The organism is Bacillus sp. FSL K6-2431 (assembly GCF_038005165.1).
Lineage (GTDB): Bacteria > Bacillota > Bacilli > Bacillales > Bacillaceae > Bacillus > Bacillus pumilus.
Genome location: NZ_JBBOSQ010000001.1, coordinates 533,903 through 550,449 on the forward strand (window position 1 = coordinate 533,903; position 16,547 = coordinate 550,449).

The 16,547-nt window shown below is 41.4% G+C and carries 17 protein-coding genes; all 17 read right to left on the minus strand.

From position 1 onward, the window contains the following. Positions 1–153 precede the first annotated feature (153 nt). A complete protein-coding gene (dprA, locus tag MHH40_RS02675) occupies positions 154–1,056 on the minus strand; it encodes a DNA-processing protein DprA (RefSeq protein WP_050945050.1) in 903 nt (300 codons plus the stop codon). Positions 1,057–1,119: 63 nt separating this feature from the next. Beyond that, positions 1,120–2,022, minus strand: a complete 903-nt coding sequence (gene sucD, locus MHH40_RS02680) for a succinate--CoA ligase subunit alpha (RefSeq protein WP_003212080.1) — start codon at positions 2,020–2,022, stop codon at positions 1,120–1,122. 22 nt (positions 2,023–2,044) lie between these two features. After that, entirely contained in the window at positions 2,045–3,205 is a 1,161-nt protein-coding gene (sucC, locus tag MHH40_RS02685) for an ADP-forming succinate--CoA ligase subunit beta (RefSeq protein ID WP_003211841.1), read from the minus strand. A 176-nt stretch (positions 3,206–3,381) separates the two neighbouring features. Continuing rightward, entirely contained in the window at positions 3,382–3,657 is a 276-nt protein-coding gene (locus MHH40_RS02690; protein ID WP_003211418.1) for a FlhB-like flagellar biosynthesis protein, read from the minus strand. Next, entirely contained in the window at positions 3,654–5,390 is a 1,737-nt protein-coding gene (locus tag MHH40_RS02695) for a hypothetical protein (RefSeq protein ID WP_050945051.1), read from the minus strand. Before MHH40_RS02695 ends, MHH40_RS02690 begins: the two co-directional genes overlap by 4 nt. Positions 5,391–5,417: 27 nt before the next feature. Beyond that, on the minus strand, positions 5,418–6,182 hold the full coding sequence (locus MHH40_RS02700; protein ID WP_003210902.1) for a ribonuclease HII: 765 nt from the start codon (positions 6,180–6,182) through the stop codon (positions 5,418–5,420). Positions 6,183–6,258: 76 nt separating this feature from the next. After that, complete coding sequence (gene ylqF / locus MHH40_RS02705; RefSeq protein ID WP_050945052.1) at positions 6,259–7,107, minus strand: ribosome biogenesis GTPase YlqF; 849 nt, start codon at positions 7,105–7,107, stop codon at positions 6,259–6,261. 88 nt (positions 7,108–7,195) lie between these two features. Next, the gene (gene rplS, locus MHH40_RS02710; RefSeq protein ID WP_003212364.1) at positions 7,196–7,543 is read right to left on the minus strand and encodes a 50S ribosomal protein L19; all 348 of its coding nucleotides are present in this window, start codon (positions 7,541–7,543) and stop codon (positions 7,196–7,198) included. Positions 7,544–7,680: 137 nt separating this feature from the next. Continuing rightward, positions 7,681–8,415 (minus strand): tRNA (guanosine(37)-N1)-methyltransferase TrmD, encoded by a 735-nt coding sequence (gene trmD, locus MHH40_RS02715; RefSeq protein ID WP_003211682.1) that lies wholly within the window; start codon positions 8,413–8,415, stop codon positions 7,681–7,683. After that, entirely contained in the window at positions 8,412–8,936 is a 525-nt protein-coding gene (gene rimM, locus MHH40_RS02720; RefSeq protein WP_050945053.1) for a ribosome maturation factor RimM, read from the minus strand. The genes trmD and rimM overlap by 4 nt, the downstream gene beginning before the upstream one ends. Positions 8,937–8,944: 8 nt before the next feature. Next, positions 8,945–9,331 carry a YlqD family protein gene (locus tag MHH40_RS02725; protein ID WP_050945054.1) on the minus strand — a complete coding sequence of 129 codons (387 nt, stop codon included), beginning with the start codon at positions 9,329–9,331 and terminating at the stop codon, positions 8,945–8,947. Positions 9,332–9,434: 103 nt separating this feature from the next. Continuing rightward, positions 9,435–9,680: a KH domain-containing protein gene (locus MHH40_RS02730; RefSeq protein WP_012009937.1), complete on the minus strand. Its 246-nt coding sequence runs from the start codon at positions 9,678–9,680 to the stop codon at positions 9,435–9,437. Continuing rightward, entirely contained in the window at positions 9,680–9,952 is a 273-nt protein-coding gene (gene rpsP, locus MHH40_RS02735; protein ID WP_003212139.1) for a 30S ribosomal protein S16, read from the minus strand. The genes MHH40_RS02730 and rpsP overlap by 1 nt, the downstream gene beginning before the upstream one ends. A gap of 105 nt (positions 9,953–10,057) precedes the next feature. Next, positions 10,058–11,398, minus strand: coding sequence for a signal recognition particle protein (gene ffh / locus MHH40_RS02740; RefSeq protein ID WP_050945055.1), 1,341 nt, complete (start codon positions 11,396–11,398; stop codon positions 10,058–10,060). Positions 11,399–11,411: 13 nt separating this feature from the next. Then, positions 11,412–11,744, minus strand: coding sequence for a putative DNA-binding protein (locus tag MHH40_RS02745; RefSeq protein WP_003210763.1), 333 nt, complete (start codon positions 11,742–11,744; stop codon positions 11,412–11,414). 142 nt (positions 11,745–11,886) lie between these two features. Further along, positions 11,887–12,873, minus strand: a complete 987-nt coding sequence (gene ftsY, locus MHH40_RS02750) for a signal recognition particle-docking protein FtsY (protein WP_003211188.1) — start codon at positions 12,871–12,873, stop codon at positions 11,887–11,889. A gap of 22 nt (positions 12,874–12,895) precedes the next feature. Beyond that, a complete protein-coding gene (gene smc, locus MHH40_RS02755; RefSeq protein WP_050945056.1) occupies positions 12,896–16,456 on the minus strand; it encodes a chromosome segregation protein SMC in 3,561 nt (1,186 codons plus the stop codon). Between the last annotated feature and the right edge of the window lie 91 nt (positions 16,457–16,547).

Here is a 16,547-nt window from a genome sequence, read left to right on the forward strand (position 1 = left end):
TTCACAATTCATATTTATGTTAATTGCACCTATCTAACAGGCAATCATGAAAAATTCTTTATGATGAACATCATTATAAACACGAAAAACAAAGTGTAAACTTAAATCCTCACTATTATTAAATATTCCTATGTCTTTTGTCAAACGATATTTTTATGAGAGTTCAGTATATTGAACGCTGCGGAAGGAGAATTCCTCTAAAATATCCTTCGTTGAATGAACAAGCTTTGCTCCCTGCTGTATAAGTCTGGCTGGACCTGTGGAATTAGGATCAAAGATTGATCCTGCAACCGCAAATACCTCTTTGCCTTGCTCAAGTGCTTGATAGGCGGTAATGAGTGAACCGCTCTTTTCTTTGCACTGAATCACGATGGTTCCACTTGTGAGCGCACTAATTAAACGATTCCTCAAAGGGAAATGCCACTTTTCTGGTTTGACGTAAGGCGGATGCTCAGATAAAAGCAAATGATGCTCGCCCATGTATTCAGCCATTTGCACATGTTCCTTTGGGTATAAGTGCTGAAATCCGCCTGCTATAATACCGATCGTTTTCCCTTTATTCCTAATGCACTCTTTATGTGCAAGTCCATCAATGCCTTTTGCTAAGCCACTGACAATCGTCCACTCTTCCTTTACAAGCTCACCAACAATTTTCTTCACACATGCTTCTCCATAAGACGATGGAACTCGTGTGCCTACTACACCTAAACTTTTTTCTTCATTTAAATACGATATGTTTCCTTTTAGGAATAACACAGGGGGAGGATCATAAATATGTTTTAGTGTGCTGGGATATAAGGGTGATGTGATGGGAATCATGTGAATGTTTTGCTTTAAATAGGCTTGAACGATGTGTTGAAAAATGGGGAATTCTTTTTCTTCGGCTTGTTTTAAGCGGGTAAAGTCGATTGTTTGTAATGATCGATCCTGTTTGAAATGATGTGTTTCTTCATTTATATATAGCTCAGGATCGACTTTCCACCATTTTGTTAACAAAGAGGGTGAGATGAGGCCTTTTAAGCGGTGAAAAATCATTCTTTCGGACACGTTGTACATACCATTCCTCCTGTTTAAGATAGAAAGAAGAAGACTTGTCAAAGAACAAGTCTTCTTGTGTCATTAATGCGTTTTACAAGCTTCAAAGAGATTCTTCTCTTTTAGTACTTTAATCAAAGTTTCTCCCATGACAGATGGTGTCTCTGCCACTTCAATTCCACATTCACGCATTGTTTTTACTTTTTCATCAGCTGTTCCTTTACCACCAGAAATAATGGCACCAGCATGTCCCATGCGTTTTCCTGGAGGCGCCGTTTTACCGCCAATAAAGCCAACAACTGGCTTTGTCATATTTGCTTTTACCCATTCAGCTGCTTCTTCTTCAGCCGTACCGCCAATTTCACCGATCATAATGACAGCATGTGTATCAGGGTCTTCATTGAATGCTTTTAATACATCAATAAAGTTTGTCCCATTGACAGGGTCTCCGCCGATTCCTACAGCTGTCGATTGACCAACGCCAGCTTCTGAAAGCTGATGTACCGCTTCATATGTAAGCGTTCCAGAACGAGAAACAACCCCCACATGACCTTTTTTATGAATGTAGCCTGGCATGATCCCAATCTTACATTCTTCAGGTGTAATGACACCTGGGCAGTTAGGGCCAACAAGTCTTGTCTTTTTCCCTTCCATATACCGTTTTACTTTGACCATGTCAAGTACTGGAATATGTTCTGTAATACAAATGACTAGATCGACTTCTGCATCAACAGCCTCTAAAATGGCATCTGCTGCAAATGGTGCTGGTACATAGATAACAGAAGCATTTGCTCCAGTTGTTTGAACAGCTTCAGATACTGTATTAAATACAGGAACTCCTTCTACTTCAGTTCCACCTTTTCCAGGTGTGACACCGCCAACAATATTTGTTCCGTACTCAATCATTTGTTTTGTATGGAACAATGCGGTTGAACCGGTAATCCCCTGAACAATTACTCTCGTATTTTTATTAATAAATACACTCATTTAGGTTCCCTGCCTTTCTGCTCTACTTGACTAAAGATACAATCTTTTCTGCCCCATCAGCCATAGACTCAGCAGAAGTGATATTTAAGCCTGAATCGCTCAGAATTTTCTTCCCTAATTCAACGTTTGTTCCTTCAAGACGTACAACGAGTGGTAATGTTAAGCCGACTTGTTTCGTCGCTTCAACGACACCTTCTGCAATGACATCACATTTCATGATGCCGCCAAAAATGTTCACGAAAATCCCTTTTACATTTTGATCAGATAAGATGATTTTAAATGCTTCCGTTACTTTTTCAGCTGTTGCACCGCCGCCAACATCCAGGAAGTTTGCAGGGTCCCCGCCGTAATGCTTGATGATATCCATTGTAGACATCGCAAGACCTGCACCATTGACCATACAGCCAATATTTCCATCTAGAGAAATGTAGCTTAGATCATATTTAGATGCTTCAATTTCTTTTGGATCCTCTTCATCAAGGTCACGGTATTCTAATATATCTTTTTGTCTATATAAGGCATTGCTATCAAAGTTTAATTTCGCATCAAGTGCCATGACTTTTCCATCGCCTGTTACAACAAGTGGATTAATCTCAGCAATTGAACAATCTTTTTCAACGAACGCATTGTAAAGACTTGTCATAAACTTAACAGCTTGGCCAACTAATTTTGTTGGAATATTAATTTTAAACGCTACTTCTCTCGCCTGATAGCCTTGCAATCCAATCGCTGGGTCGATGACCACTTTGACGATTTTTTCTGGCGTTTTTTCTGCTACTTCTTCAATTTCAGTACCGCCTTCTTCAGAAGCCATCAATACAATTCTTGATGTCGCTCTGTCCAAAACAAGTCCAACGTAGTACTCCTTTTGAATATCGCAGCCTTCTTCAATAAGTAAGCGTTTTATTTCGCGCCCCTCAGGCCCAGTTTGATGTGTGACAAGTGTTTTGCCGAGCAATTCCTCTGCAAACCCTTTCACTTCATCTTTTGTTTTTGCAATTTTTACCCCGCCTGCTTTACCACGGCCGCCTGCATGAATCTGTGCTTTTACGACATATACAGAGCTTTCTAGCTCTTCTGATGCTTTCACTGCTTCATCAGGTGTAAATGCTACTTTACCATTTGGAACTGAAACCCCATATTTTCTTAGGATTTCTTTTCCTTGGTACTCATGGATATTCATTTCCCATCCTCCCAACATATGTAGAAACAAAAATTATAAAATAGACTGCGCTTTCATTTTAAAGAATAAAAAAGAGAATGTCTAGGGTTCTATGTAAAATCGTAAAATCCTTCTAAACATTCAAACTTTTATTTTATTAAAAATATAAATTTTTCATTCAAAACACTTATTTTACCTTATTTTTTCATTTTTTGATCTAACCTATAGATAAACGAAAATATTTCTGCTACAGTATCGTATAACGCTTCAGGGATCTCCTCATCCAGCGTTAAGTGGCGCATGAGTTCGACTAAATTACGGTCTTCTTGGATAGGAACTCCCGACTTTTTTGCTTCTTCAATGATATGGTCTGCCACATAGCCGCTCCCTGTCGCGACGACTTTTGGCGCCTTTTGTTTTTCTTCATCATAATGTAGAGCGACCGCCCTTCTAAGCGGTTTTGAATCCTTCATACTCGTAAGTCCAGCCCTTTCTCGCTGATTTTATGAAAGTGTTCATCTAGAAAGTGAGACGGATCTACTGGCTCTTGTCTCTTCTTTGCTGTAATTCCCGTAAGGCTGTATCCTAAGGCATTTAAATTCTCCCGAACTGCTGGAATCATTGGATTAATGGTTCCTTGAAGTTCATGACCGGTTTCAACTGTAATTGACATGACCTTTTGCTGAATCGTACAGTCGATTAATGTTTCTTCGAGGTTTTCCATGTTTAAGTAAAACATAAGGCGACACTGAGAAATGTCAATAGAGCCATCTTTTTTCTTATGTCCTTTTAGAATAAAGGTTAAATCTTGAACACTATGTTTTGAAAAGAGCGGATAAGAGACCATCATTTGGCTGATGGTTTGGTTCTCCTGCTGCACAAATAACTGCCCGTTCAATCTATGAAACAATTGATCGACTTCTTTTTTTACGGGCTCTGGTAAATCAGACTGTCTCACATCATTTAAGACGAGCTTTAATTGGTGAAGCTCCTGATTTTTTACATCCTGGTTGCCTTTTTCGAGTAGTTTCAGCATACCGATTTCGTCACGTACACCTATTGCCTTTTTCATCGTCATGAGTAAATCGAGCACATCGGTTTTATTGCTTAATGCGGGTTCCGTCTGCTGCACCACCTGAGCCAATGCTTTTGCCTCTATTTTTGACAGGAATGGAAATTCTTTTTGAAGCACAGATGCTTTTGCGTCAGGCTGAGATCCAGCCTGCTGAAGCCCTTGCAGCAATGACGTGAGCTGTTTTAAGCTAGGTTCTTGCTGCCCATCTGCGCCTTGTTTTATTAAACTTGTAAGTATCCGCTCAATTTGCTGAGGCGGGATGTGCAGCTCTTTTGGACTTGTTGACTGCTGCACGTTAGATTGAAGAACTTGGGTCGTCTGACGCTCTTGAGCGATTGGAGTTTGGCTATTTTCTTTTGGTTGAGTCAGATTGGGCTGAGGCGTTACAGGTAGACTTCCTCCTTGCTTCGTCGCCCCTTCTCTCGCTGCTAGAAGGACCGATAAGAGCTTTTCTGCATGGACAGACGTCTCAGCATCTATGACTGATCGAACGGCTTGTGTAAGCGCCTGTGTGGCGTCTGAGTGCTTCGGGAGCTGTGTTAAGCGTTCTAGCAGCGCTGTCATATCCTGATGAAGAGCAGAGGATGATTTCACAGCTAAAATGGATTGAAGCACTCCTTCCTGGATCGGCAAGTCTTTCTTTAAAGCAAATAGAAGTGCCTGGAGACCTTTTTTCACATCAGCTCCTTGAAGCTGTTCGATCCACTTCACTGCCGTTTTTAACTCTGTTTCGTTGATAACCGATTTTTCTTTTAAAAAAGCTGTGGCTGTTAGAATGTTTTCAAGTCCGCTTTTCAGAGAGAGACCTTCTAATAGTTTGGCAGCGGCATCCTTTAATGTCTTAGGATCTTGATCAAATTGCTGGACTGGCCTTAGTTTATTGAGGCTGTCTCCACCCTCTTGTTCAAATTGAAACCAATAAAATGCGTCTGCTTTGAGCTGAGCCGCTAGCTGTGCTTTTATTTTTGTTGAGCCTATTTGAACAAGGGCTGTATCATCTCCAAGCATTTTCAGTACTTTACCGAGAATCAGCCGATGCACATTTTCCTTTCCTTCGGTGTTTAATGGCACAGATTCTGCCGCACTTAACCGGCTATTCAGTGCTGTATGTATGTCCTCAACTCTTGTCATCACAGGCAGCCTCCTTAGGTCAAAAATTTATGAGATAACGGATTTCACTGGTGCAAACGATAATCGATGGATTGGGGCAGCTCCATGTGTTTGAATGGCAGCCAAATGCTCTTTTGTTCCGTACCCTTTATGTTTTTCAAATTGATACTCAGGGTACTTACGCCCGTATTCTTCCATCATCTGATCTCTTGTCACCTTTGCAATACATGCACCTGCTGCGATGGATGCACTTTTTGCATCTCCTTTGATGATATTCTCCTGGTGAATAGGAAGTGGGAGCGTCATGGCATCTATGAGTAGATAATCAGGTGTATGAGTTAACTGCTCCACCGCTCTCACCATCGCCAGTCTTGATGCCTCGTAAATATTGATTTCATCAATCGTAGCCGCATCAACAATGCCGATACCGATATCAAGTGCTTCTTTTTGGATCAGGTCATAATATGCCAATCTTTTTTTCTCAGATAATTGCTTTGAGTCGTTTAAACCGAGCAGGACTGTATCTTCCTTTAATATGACAGCTGCTGCTACAACGGGGCCTGCCAGCGGTCCTCTTCCTGCTTCATCTATTCCAGCAATACATGTGTATCCCTGCGCCTTAGCATTGTTTTCAAATTGCAGCATCTCATTCCATGCTACATGAAGTTGCTGCTGCTTTTCTCTCTCTTTGTGCCACTTCTCTATCAGTTTTTGGACACTTTTTCTCTTATCATCTTTTACAAGCTCATGAATGTATGACTCGTCTTGCGAATGCTTTTCTATCAGTTCTTTTATTTGTTTCACTGTGTACATAGGCTTTTCGTCAGCCTCCTTCTTTATATCGGCAGTTTTCCGCAAAAAATAAAGACCCGCATGAGCTGCGTGTCTTTTAGCTTTCAGGCTTCTCAAAAGTGAGGGGACCAAATTTTTCTGTTCGAATATCCCGAATAATGATTTCGGTGGTTTTGTCGTAATTAATCAATCCACCGCTCATGAGACAGCCGCGCTTTGTACCTATTGCATCAAACAGCTCAGCCGTATCTTCAGGGATCTCCGTTAGGTCATAGCGTTTTTTTAATCTCTCTGGATAGTTTTCTTCTAGAAAGCGAAGTCCATATACAGCGACATCCTGTAAGTTGATGATAGAATCTTTGATCGCTCCAGTTACCGCTAGCCTAAGTCCTACTTTCTCATCTTCAAACTTCGGCCAGAGGATTCCAGGTGTATCGAGCAGTTCCAATTCTTTCCCTACCTTCACCCATTGCTGTGAGGTGGTAATACCAGGACGGTCTCCTGTTTTGGCAATGTTCTTTTTCGCTAAACGATTGATTAAGGTCGATTTCCCGACGTTGGGAATCCCGATAATCAGCGCCCGGATTGCACGTGGTTTAACACCTTTTGCTTTCATGCGGTCGAATTTTTCTTTTAAGATTTCTTTTGAAGTTGTGATGATCTGATTTAACCCTTGTCCATCGACAGAGTTAATAGCAAGTGACCGAACGCCTTGCTGCTCAAAGTGCGCCTGCCACTCCTTTGTCACACGAGGATCCGCTTTATCTGCTTTGTTTAATAGCATGATTTTGGGTTTATTCTGAAGGATTTCTTCGATCATTGGGTTTCTAGAGGACATCGGAATTCTAGCATCAGTTAATTCAAATACGATGTCGATGAGCTTTAATTTTTCTGTGACTTCACGTCTTGCTTTTGCCATATGGCCTGGAAACCATTGAATCGTCATATGTGCACCTTCTCTTCTATCGATTATCTCTATACATTGTACAAAAAAAGAGCCTGTTACAGGTAACAAGCTCTTTCCTTTGATATCATTATCGTCTGATTTCTTTGATACGAGCCGCTTTACCGCGAAGTTCACGTAGGTAGTAAAGTTTCGCACGACGTACCTTACCGTGACGTACAACTTCGATGTTAGCGATTTTTGGTGTGTGTACAGGGAATGTACGCTCAACGCCTACACCGTAAGAAATCTTACGAACTGTGAAAGTTTCGCTGATTCCACCACCACGACGCTTAATTACAACACCTTCAAAGATCTGGATACGCTCACGAGTACCCTCGACAACTTTAACGTGTACACGTAAAGTGTCACCAGGACGGAACGCAGGAAGATCAGTGCGTAATTGTTCTTTTGTGATTTCTTCAATCAAATGTTGCATCGTTTTCAACTCCTTCCAACAGATGCTCATGTCCTCTTTCTTCATTGCAGCGGAACATCGTTTTCAAACTTGAATCGGCAAGCCGTCCAAGTCACAAGTAGTATCATACCATACCTCTATGCAGTGTGCAATACAATCTAGTCATTATGAAGCTGCCAAAGCCATCTTTTTTCTTCATCTGTTAACGTTTTGCATGAATCGATCAAATCTGGCCTTCTTGTATAAGTTCGCTTCAAGGATTCTTTGCGCCGCCACTCTTCAATTTTGGCATGATTTCCAGAGAGGAGCACTTCCGGCACTTTTAGTCCTTTATAATCGGCTGGCCTTGTATAGTGAGGATGCTCTAGCAAACCTGTACTAAATGAATCTTCAATGTGAGACGCTTCTTTTCCAAGCACATGAGGCAAAAGCCTGACCACACTGTCTGCAATCATCATCGCTGGCAGCTCTCCGCCTGTGAGAACGAAATCTCCGATTGAGATTTCATCTGTGACAAGATGCTCCCTGATGCGCTCATCGTAGCCTTCATAATGGCCGCAAATGAACATAAGGTGTTCTTCTTTTGCAAGTTCCTCTGCCTTCTTTTGTGTATATCTTTCTCCTTGAGGACAGACAAGAATAATTCGGGGCTTCTTGCTTGCTTTCTTCGTTAAATCTTCTACCGCATCGAATACGGGCTGTGCTTTCAGTACCATACCAGCACCGCCGCCATATGGGTAATCATCTACTGTTTTGTGCTTATGATCTGAATACTCTCTAAAATTGACAACATTGAATGAGACAGCTTCTTTCTCCTGTGCCTTTTTTAAGATCGATGAGTGGAGCACACCTTCGAACATTTCAGGAAAAAGCGTTAAGAAGTCGATTTTCATTCGTCAATGAGTCCTTCCATCACTTCAATGTGTATGGTTTTGGATGAGATATCGATCTTTTTGACGACAGATGGGATATAAGGAATCAAGGCATCTTTTTTGCCTTTTCTTCCGACCACCCAGACATCATTTGCCCCTGGTGTTAAAATCTCCTTGATTTGGCCGACAAGCTGATCCTCTTCATCGTATACTTCACAGCCAATGATTTGGTGGAAATAAAATTCTCCTTCATCTAAAGAGCCGAGATGTTCTTTTTCTACTTTTAAGATTGATTCTTTCAATAGCTCTGCTTCATTTAATGAGCTAATTTCTTCAAATGTAAGCAAATCAAACTGTTTATGCTGCCTATGTGATGCGACAGTGACTTTCAGCGGCTCCCCTTGACCTTGCTTAAAAATATAGAGGACGCTTCCTTTTTTGTAACGCTCTTCTGGGAAATCTGTCTTTGATACGACGCGTACTTCTCCGCGCACTCCGTGTGTATTGACAATCTTTCCAACATTCAACCATTCTTGTTCCATGTTCTCAATCACCCCTGACGTATTTCCACAATGGTGCCGTCTTTCACGACGATGACATTGTCTTGCATCTTGTCATCCCATTTATCACCTATTTTCACTTCAACCAGCGCATCCACTTCTGTCTCTTTCATTTCACTTCCAAGCGGCAAAATATGCAGCTGCTCTACTTGAAAGTCAATTTGCTGGATCTTTTCCTGCCGTTTATCGATGGCTTTTTGAAATTGAGGGATGGCTTCTTGCTGATGTGGTTCTTTTTCATGTTTTTTCAGTTGAAAATATAGTTGGTTGCATTCACGTTCTAGTCTTTCTTTTTTCTCCAAAAAAGTCGTTAACAGTTTGTCCTTACTGCTTTCAGTTAATACTTGCATGACGGTGACATGTTGAATGATCTGCATCTTCCTTTTTGTCCCCCTATCCGAAGGCATTTGTCCTCTACAGTATAACGAAAAATAGATTTAAACGTGTAAAAAAAGGGGAGGTCCTAAGCCCTCTCCCTTTTTAGTCAGCAATCTCAAGTTGAACTTTCTTAGAAGACTCTGCACTTGCTGCAAACATGACTGTTCGTATCGCTTTCGCTGTACGTCCCTGCTTTCCGATCACCTTTCCGGTATCTTCAGCATTGACAGACAGTGTGTAAATCACTTGCTCATCTTTTTCTAATGAAGATACGTGAATATCTTCTGGGAAATCAACAAGTGGCTCGACGATGGACACAATCAATTCTTCCAAGGACAGCTCATTCATTATTTGCTGTTTTTCGCATTATGAAATTTTTCAAGAATTCCTTGGCTTGAGAAAAGGTTGCGAACTGTATCAGATGGTTTCGCACCATTTTGAAGCCATTTAAGAGCTAATTCTTCGTTGATTTTCACCTCAGCTGGTGATAACACTGGATTGTATGTTCCAACTGTTTCGATGAAACGACCATCACGTGGTGAACGAGAATCTGCTACTACAATACGATAGAAAGGAGATCTTTTTGATCCCATACGTTTTAAACGAATTTTTACTGCCATTTTACTAGCACCTCCGAAAATATTTCAACAAGATAGTATATTAACAATGATAAAAGGGTTTGTAAAGTGTTTTTTCTTAACAACGGTTTTATCATGTATAACCAATTACATAAATGGTAATTTAAAGCCTTTTTTCTTTCCTTTGGACATGTTGGTCATTTGCTTCATCATCTTTTTCATTTCGTCAAATTGCTTTAAGAGGCGATTGACTTCCTGTACAGATGTTCCGCTTCCTTTTGCAATCCGTTTTCTTCGGCTTGCATTGATGACCTCTGGCTGTTCTTTTTCCTCGGTCGTCATTGATTTAATGATCGCTTCGATGTGATTGAGCTGCTTTTCGTCTACTTGGACGTTTTTGAGCCCTTTCATTTTACCGGCTCCCGGCATCATTTGGATCAATTCATCAAGTGGACCCATGTTACGAACTTGGCCAAGCTGCTCGAGGAAATCATCGAGTGTAAAGCTCATGGTCCGCATTTTTTGTTCAAGCTCTTTCGCTTTATCTTGGTCCACGTTTGCCTGTGCTTTTTCAATCAGTGTAAGCACATCTCCCATGCCAAGAATTCTTGATGCCATCCGTTCTGGGTGGAATGGTTCAATCGCGTCAAGCTTTTCACCTAGCGCGGCGAATTTAATCGGCGTATTGGTGACAGCTCGAATGGAAAGTGCTGCACCGCCTCGTGTATCCCCGTCTAGTTTCGTTAAAACGACACCTGTTAAACCTAGCTGTTCATTAAAGCTTTTCGCTACATTGACAGCATCTTGACCTGTCATAGAGTCAACAACAAGGAAAATTTCTTCTGGACTCGCTACTTCTTTTACTTTCTGAAGTTCATCCATCAATTCTTCATCAATATGAAGACGTCCTGCTGTATCTAAAATGACATAATCATGGTGTTCTTCTTTCGCTTTTTCGATTGCCTGTTTGGCAATCTCGACAGGACTGACTTGATCACCTAATGAAAACACAGGCATATCAAGCTGTTTCCCTAGCGTTTCAAGCTGCTGGATCGCTGCTGGTCTGTAAATATCTGCAGCCACCATCATCGGCTTGCGATTATGTTTTTTGCGAAGTAAATTGGCAAGCTTCCCAGTTGTGGTGGTTTTACCTGCCCCTTGAAGACCAACCATCATAATGACCGTCGGAGATTTTTTCGCTACAGCGATTTTACTCTCTTCTCCGCCCATTAATTCAGTGAGTTCTTCTTTTACAACTTTAATGACCTGTTGCCCAGGGGTAAGGCTTTTCATGACCTCTTGTCCAACTGCCCGCTCACTTACTTTTTTCACAAAGTCTTTGACTACTTTAAAATTGACGTCAGCTTCAAGAAGGGCAAGGCGTACCTCGCGCATCATTTCTTTTACATCTTGTTCTGACACTTTTCCTTTGCCGCGGATTTTTGAAATCGTCTGCTGCAGTCGGTCGGCTAATCCTTCAAATGCCATACTGTGCCGCCTCCTAATCTAATTTCTCAAGCGATTCAATTAAAGCTTCTGCTTCTTCCATCTGAGCGGAATCTGCTACGAGCTCACTCATTTTTTTGAGAAGTTCTTTACGCTCTTTAAATTTCTTAAACAAGAGCAGCTTTTCTTCATATTGTTCAAGCATCGCTTCAGTCCGTTTAATATTATCATAAACAGCCTGTCTTGATACTTCATATTCATCCGCAATTTCACCGAGGGAAAAATCGTCTAGGTAGTAAAGCGACATGTAGCTCTTTTGCTTTGCGGTTAACAACGATTGATAGAAGTCAAACAAGTAGTTCATTCTCGTTGTTTTTTCAAGCGTCATGGGCTCTCTCCCCTTTGTTAAGTTCATTCCCTTTACATCAACTAAGTTTACACGGTTCTCTACTGTGTGTCAAGTTTTTATCTTGTCACTGCATGAAGCGGCGTATAAATAAAAATGCCAGCAATCTTTGCCGGCATTTTTGTTAGTCCTCTTGATCAATCACGTCTGAGAATAATCCATACACATACGATTCTGCATCGAATTCTTGCAGATCGTCTACCTTTTCACCTAAACCGACGAGCTTCACGGGGATGTTTAACTCATTTCGAATTGCAAGGACAATCCCGCCTTTTGCAGTGCCGTCAAGCTTTGTTAAAGCAATTCCTGTCACATTCGTCGCTTTAGAAAATTCTTTCGCTTGTGCCATCGCATTTTGACCCGTTGTTGCATCAAGAGCGAGCAGCACTTCATGCGGTGCATCTGGAACCTCGCGTTCAATGACTCTCTTGACCTTCTCTAGCTCTTTCATCAAGTTGACTTTGTTTTGTAGTCTTCCTGCTGTATCACAGATAAGGACATCCGCATTTTTCGCTTTTGCTGATTGAACGGCATCATAGATCACCGCTGCTGGATCAGAGCCAGCCGTCTGTTTGACAACAGGGACACCTGAACGCTCTCCCCATACTTCAAGCTGCTCTATCGCACCGGCACGGAATGTATCACCTGCTGCCAAAATGACGGATTTCCCATCATTTTTCAGCTTATTTGCAAGTTTGCCGATCGTCGTTGTTTTCCCAACGCCATTGACACCAACAAATAAAATGATATTTAATCGCCCGTCTTCAATATTCAGCGCAGAGATTTGTTCCTCTCCGCTATTGTAGATTTCAACCAGTTTTTCAGAGATGACCGATTGTACTTCACTTGGGTCTTGAATGTTTCTTAGTTTCACTTCTTTTTTCAGCTCATCAATCAGTTCCATCACCGTTGTGAAACCGACATCCGCGCCGATCAGAACTTCTTCTAATTCTTCAAAAAAGTCTTCATCAACTTTACGGTAGCGTGAAATGAGTTCATTTACTCTTCCTTGAAAGGAGTTTCTCGTTTTTTCAAGTCCATCTTTAAACTTTTCTGATACTGAATCGGTTTGCTGCGTAAATTTTTCTTTTAATTTCTTAAAAAAGCTCATTTGGTTCAAAAACCTCCTTTAATTACTGGACAAGCTCTTTCGTTTCTTCTAGTTTGACAGATACAAGCTTAGAAACACCTGACTCCTGCATCGTAACACCGTAGAGCACATCTGCTTCTTCCATTGTTCCTTTGCGGTGCGTAATGACTATGAATTGTGTTTCTTCGCTGTATTTTTTTAAATATTGTGCAAAGCGGAAAACATTGGCTTCATCAAGCGCCGCTTCTACCTCATCTAACACGCAGAATGGAACAGGTCTGACTTTTAAAATAGAGAATAGTAAAGCGATCGCTGTCAATGCTCTCTCACCGCCTGAAAGAAGGCTTAAGTTTTGCAGCTTTTTCCCTGGCGGCTGCGCGACAATATCAACGCCAGAGTTTAGTAAATCGTTTGGATCTGTCAGCTTAAGATCTGCTTTCCCGCCGCCAAATAATGCTTGGAAAACTGATTCAAAATGCCCGCGAATTTGCGAGAATGTTTCAGAGAAGCGCTTTGTCATCTCTTGATCCATTTCTTCGATCACTTGGAATAATGTATTTTTCGCTTCTGTCAGATCATTTCGCTGTTCTGTTAAGAAAAGGTAGCGTTCATTTACTCGTTCATACTCATCAATGCTGCCTAAGTTCACTGTTCCTAGCTCTTCAATGGCTAATTTGATCAGTTTCACTCGTTTTCTTGCTTCATCTGGCGATAACGTCAGATGATACATCTCTTTTGCCCCTTCAAACGAGAGAGCATACTCTTCGTTCAAATAAGCGATGAGGTTGTCGAGCTCAACTTCCATACGGCCAAGCTTAATTTCTTCATCTTTTAAGCTTGTGGTGAGCTGCTTGTAAAGGCGTTTTTGTTCTTTCAGTTCACGTTCAGCAAATTCTAACGTTTCAGAAAGAGCAAGACGCTGTTTGCGCCGCTCTGAAATGAGCGCGGTTGTTTTGTTTTTATTTTCCAGCTTCTCTTTCGCCGCTTCTTCCAGCTGTTCTGCTCCGCTTGAGCTAGATGTCATTTCACTTGTTAAGAGTGACAGATCTTCTTTTGTTTCCGTCAGCGTTTGTTCAGCCTCTTCTAATTCGGCCATTAAGCTCGAAAGCTTTTCTTGTTCATTCGCTAAGGACTGCTCTTTTTTGGCAAGCGAGATTTTCAGCTCTGTTAATTCGGCAGAAATGGTTTCTTTCGTTGAGCTTTGGGTCTGTTTACGCTTTGTTAATGTATTGATCTCTTGATCAAGGGTGGTCAATTTCTCCCCTATAGAAACTTCAAGAGCTGCCTGCTTTTTGTCCTTATCTGTAAGTTCAGTAGAACGCAGCTGCAATTCTTCTTTTTCTTGGTCATAGAGTTCAAGGTGAGCATTAATATTTTTTTCTGCTACTTGCAGTTCGTATAGCTTCCCTTTGAGCTCTTGCTGCTGTTCTCGAAGCGTTTCTCCCCGCTGACGCAGTTCGTTTAATTGACTTTCGTTTGCTGCAATCAATTGCTTCGTTTCTTTTGTTTCCTTTTCAAGGATCGTCGTTTTTTCTTCCATTTCAACAAGCTGCTTTGTTAATGTTTCGATTTCACGGTTTCTTGAAAGAAGGGAGTTGTTCTTTTTCTTAACACCGCCACCAGTCATTGAACCGCCGGGGTTCACAACATCTCCATCAAGGGTCACGATGCGATAACGATGACCAAGCATTTTTGCCAGTTCATTGGCGCCTTTTAAGTCTCTAACGATCAGAACCGTTCCAAGCAAGTTCTGTATGACCTTTTGATACTTTTCTTCAAAGGAAACAAGGTGACTTGCTACACCGATAAATGCAGCGTGCTGCTCGGCTGTTTGGACGTCTCTATGCTGAATGGTTCGTTCTTTGATCACATTCATTGGCAGGAAGGTTGCTCGTCCAAAGGAGTGCTGCTTTAAGTATGCAATTGCTTGTCGCGCTGCGGCTTCGTTTTCTGTGACGACGTGCTGCGTTGCTGCGCCTAGCGCGATTTCAATCGCTGTCTCATGCTGCTGATCTGTTTGAATCAGCTCTGCAATGGCACCGTGAATACCGCCTAACCGTTCTTTTGCCTTTAAGACCTCTTTTACTCCTTGGAAAAAGCCTGAGAAGTCTTCCTGCATGGATTCTAGCATCTCTTTTTTTGACTTTGCCTGCTGCACATATTGATAGGCTTGGTAAAGAGCCGTTTCTTTTTTCTCGTATTGACGTTTCATTTGCTCAAGCTTTTGTTCCGCTTCTCTAAAACGCTTGACCTGAGCCAGAATGTCTTCTTCTAGGGCTGAAAGCTGCTGCTCAGCCTCTGTTTTCTTCTCTTTGACAGACACACGTTCTTCAATGTGTTTTTGGTTGTTTTGCGTTAGCCGATCTAGCTGCATGGCCGCTTGGCGCTGCTGTTCTTCTAATAATTTGCGTTCATTGCGTATGGTAGCCTGTTCATTGAGCAGATCAAAATAATCGCTTTTCAGCTGTTCAATTTGACCTTCCACATCTTCACTATGAAGCGACAGTTGATGCTGCTTTGTTTTCACTTCATCTTTTAGCTGCTGCACTTCTTTTTGAAGGCTGTCCCGCGCGATTTTCTGTTGCTGAATTTTTTCGGTTAGCTGCGCCTGCTTTTCAGTTAAACGAATGAGCGTTTCTTCTAGCTGTCCCTGATTTGCGGCTGCATTTTTCTTCCGTTCTTTTAGTACTTCTTTTTTACCTTCAAGCTTTTCTAATTCCTCACTTGTGAAAAGAAGAACTTCTTGCAGGTCATTAATTGATTCGTCAAGTGCTTGAATGCGGTCTCTTGACTCTTCAATTTTAGCTTCTTTTGCTTGAATATCTGTGGATTGCTTCATTTCATCTTGTTTGAAGCGCTCGACAGCTTCACCAAGTGTTGTCCATTTTTCATGAAGTGCTTCGATGTCATGGACAGTTAAGGCGATTTCGACATTTTCAAGCTCTTCTTTTTTTTGCAAATAGTCCTTTGCAATAGATGCCTGCATTCTTAATGGTTCTACTTGATCTTCTAGTTCATGCAGAATATCTTCTACTCGGTTTAAGTTGTCCTGCGTTTCAAACAGTTTATTCTCGGCTTTTTTCTTTCTTGTTTTATATTTCAAAACACCAGCCGCTTCTTCAAAGATGCTTCTTCTCTCTTCTGCCTTACTAGATAGAATTTCCTCTACCTTCCCTTGGCTGATGATCGAAAAAGCTTCCTTTCCAAGACCTGAATCCATGAAAAGTTCAATAATATCTTTTAAGCGGACAGATTGATTGTTTATGAGAAATTCACTTTCTCCTGAACGATAGACTCTTCTTGTCACACTGACTTCGTGAAAATCGATCGGTAAAAAGTGATCTTCGTTATCTAATGTTAAAGTCACTTCTGCTAGGTTGACTCTTTTTCTTGAGTCGCTTCCTGCAAAAATGATGTCTTCCATTTTTCCTCCGCGGAGGCTTTTCGCTGATTGTTCTCCAAGTACCCAGCGGATGGCATCGGTAATATTACTTTTGCCGCTTCCGTTTGGTCCAACAACAGCGGTGACCCCTTTGACAAAGTCCACGGTCACTCGCTGTGCAAAAGATTTGAATCCTATCACGTCTAAACGTTTGAGGAACATGAGAGTGATCCTCCTTATGTATTTAAAGTACTATTATCTTACCATATGAAGTGAAAAAAGATGATGGAAAACAGAGTGAAATCCCCCTGAA

Excerpts from the sequence above, each read along its gene's own strand:
- MHH40_RS02730 (WP_012009937.1), bottom strand. The coding sequence starts at position 9,680 with ATGAATGAGCTGTCCTTGGAAGAATTGATTGTGTCCATCGTCGAGCCA.
- ffh (WP_050945055.1), bottom strand. The coding sequence starts at position 11,398 with ATGGCATTTGAAGGATTAGCCGACCGACTGCAGCAGACGATTTCAAAA.
- ylqF (WP_050945052.1), bottom strand. The coding sequence starts at position 7,107 with ATGACGATTCAATGGTTTCCAGGCCATATGGCAAAAGCAAGACGTGAA.
- trmD (WP_003211682.1), bottom strand. The coding sequence starts at position 8,415 with ATGAAAATCGACTTCTTAACGCTTTTTCCTGAAATGTTCGAAGGTGTG.
- rplS (WP_003212364.1), bottom strand. The coding sequence starts at position 7,543 with ATGCAACATTTGATTGAAGAAATCACAAAAGAACAATTACGCACTGAT.
- MHH40_RS02745 (WP_003210763.1), bottom strand. The coding sequence starts at position 11,744 with ATGACGCTTGAAAAAACAACGAGAATGAACTACTTGTTTGACTTCTAT.
- MHH40_RS02690 (WP_003211418.1), bottom strand. The coding sequence starts at position 3,657 with ATGAAGGATTCAAAACCGCTTAGAAGGGCGGTCGCTCTACATTATGAT.
- rimM (WP_050945053.1), bottom strand. The coding sequence starts at position 8,936 with ATGGAACAAGAATGGTTGAATGTTGGAAAGATTGTCAATACACACGGA.
- rpsP (WP_003212139.1), bottom strand. The coding sequence starts at position 9,952 with ATGGCAGTAAAAATTCGTTTAAAACGTATGGGATCAAAAAGATCTCCT.
- smc (WP_050945056.1), bottom strand. The coding sequence starts at position 16,456 with ATGTTCCTCAAACGTTTAGACGTGATAGGATTCAAATCTTTTGCACAG.
- sucC (WP_003211841.1), bottom strand. The coding sequence starts at position 3,205 with ATGAATATCCATGAGTACCAAGGAAAAGAAATCCTAAGAAAATATGGG.
- ftsY (WP_003211188.1), bottom strand. The coding sequence starts at position 12,873 with ATGAGCTTTTTTAAGAAATTAAAAGAAAAATTTACGCAGCAAACCGAT.
- dprA (WP_050945050.1), bottom strand. The coding sequence starts at position 1,056 with ATGTACAACGTGTCCGAAAGAATGATTTTTCACCGCTTAAAAGGCCTC.
- sucD (WP_003212080.1), bottom strand. The coding sequence starts at position 2,022 with ATGAGTGTATTTATTAATAAAAATACGAGAGTAATTGTTCAGGGGATT.
- MHH40_RS02725 (WP_050945054.1), bottom strand. The coding sequence starts at position 9,331 with ATGCAGATCATTCAACATGTCACCGTCATGCAAGTATTAACTGAAAGC.
- MHH40_RS02695 (WP_050945051.1), bottom strand. The coding sequence starts at position 5,390 with ATGACAAGAGTTGAGGACATACATACAGCACTGAATAGCCGGTTAAGT.
- MHH40_RS02700 (WP_003210902.1), bottom strand. The coding sequence starts at position 6,182 with ATGTACACAGTGAAACAAATAAAAGAACTGATAGAAAAGCATTCGCAA.